1 protein-coding gene, 1 tRNA gene and 1 pseudogene are annotated in these 1,415 nt (G+C 47.0%); 1 reads left to right on the plus strand and 2 read right to left on the minus strand.

The annotated features are described in order from the left end of the window. Positions 1-46: 46 nt before the first annotated feature. A pseudogene (locus tag AAG834_RS13695) lies at positions 47-148 on the minus strand (23S rRNA (pseudouridine(1915)-N(3))-methyltransferase RlmH); the annotation flags it as partial. 221 nt (positions 149-369) lie between these two features. After that, positions 370-445, minus strand: a tRNA-Phe gene (locus tag AAG834_RS13700). 256 nt (positions 446-701) lie between these two features. Between AAG834_RS13700 and AAG834_RS13705 the strand changes: the two genes are divergently transcribed. After that, positions 702-1,271 carry a hypothetical protein gene (locus AAG834_RS13705; RefSeq protein WP_342032449.1) on the plus strand — a complete coding sequence of 190 codons (570 nt, stop codon included), beginning with the start codon at positions 702-704 and terminating at the stop codon, positions 1,269-1,271. Positions 1,272-1,415 lie beyond the last annotated feature (144 nt).

A 1,415-nucleotide genomic window follows, 5' to 3' on the forward strand; every position in this document is an offset into this window, starting at 1 on the left:
ATTTATGCGGTGGACACACGAAGCCTGCCTGCGGGTACGGCTTTTGCTATTCGCGGTGGTAGGGATGGTTGTGGAGGATGGAGACGGCGCGGTAGAGCTGTTCGGTCAGAAGGACGCGCACCATGCCTTGCGGGGGGGGGGGTGAGGACGGTGATGTTTATGGGTTTCCTTGGTCGGATGGGGTCGTCTGAAAGGTTTCAGACGACCTTCGTTTTGTATGTCAAATACAAAAGATGTTTCGATTAGCGGAAAGGGGCGGAATCAGATAACAGAATGAAACTGAAAACTGTGTGATGTCTTATTGACGGGATTGGTTTGATGATGCTTGATGGCATGAGATAAAAAAATAACCGCCTTAAGCGGTTTTTGTGGTGGCCAGAGGCGGAATCGAACCGCCGACACACGGATTTTCAATCCGTTGCTCTACCAACTGAGCTATCTGGCCTTATCTGCATTACAGGGAAGTGAGCATTAAACCAAAAACAACCGGTTCATGCAAGGTTTATTTTGAAATGGTGCGGAGATATTTTATAAACTTTTGTTTTAACTTAAATTAAATTTCGATGGTTTTCAACACAATCCGCCGGATATCGACCGTTGATACCCATAATTTTTCCATCGGGGATGGATTGTCGATTTCAGACGACCTATGTGTCGTTTTAAGATACAATCGCTTTTTTGTTTCTGAAGATATCTGTTTGATGTTGTATGTTTTTTTAAAAGATATGTGGGATATTCTGCGTCTGCGCTATAAGAATCCTGCTGATTATTTCTATACGCTGCCTGTTATTTTGGCGATTTTGCTGCTGTTGGGCATGATTAATGCGGCAGACATGTCTCCCTTGCTTGGCGTCAGCACTGCGGCTGTCGTCTTTGGCGTGTTGGTTACCGTCATAAAGTGGCTGATTTTGAGCCGTGTGATGCGTTATGTTTTAAGTATAAACGGCGCGCCGCGCCTGCCTTTATGGGGATTCATCTTGGCATCGGAAGCTTTGATGATTCCGGCGCTGCTTGTGTTTTATATCCCGCAGATTACGCCGCTGTTGATGTTTTGGAAGACTTGGGCGTTTTGGGTGCAGGCTGTCGGCTTGATGCAAATGGGTCAGGTCAAAGTCTGGACGGTATTCAAAGGCTATCTTTTGTACTTCTGCTGTATGGTTGTGATTATAGGGATTTTTATACAGCTGTTTACACTGGCCGGCTGGTTCGATAAAGCAACGCTGATGCAAAATTTTAATGCATTAATGGCTGCTATGGAGCAGGCAAGATAAGCCAGGGGTCGTCTGAAAATCCGACCTTGTATATCGGAACTCCCGTATCATAGCAACAAACCGCCCGGCCGCCGCCCGCATCCGACCAAGGCAAACAACCGTTGCGTAGCTCAGGGAGCAGCCGGGCAACCCATCGACACAACC

The sequence above is a fragment of the Neisseria sp. Marseille-Q2251 genome, assembly GCF_940793045.1.
Classification (GTDB): domain Bacteria; phylum Pseudomonadota; class Gammaproteobacteria; order Burkholderiales; family Neisseriaceae; genus Neisseria.

Excerpts from the sequence above, each read along its gene's own strand:
- AAG834_RS13705 (WP_342032449.1), top strand. The coding sequence starts at position 702 with ATGTTGTATGTTTTTTTAAAAGATATGTGGGATATTCTGCGTCTGCGC.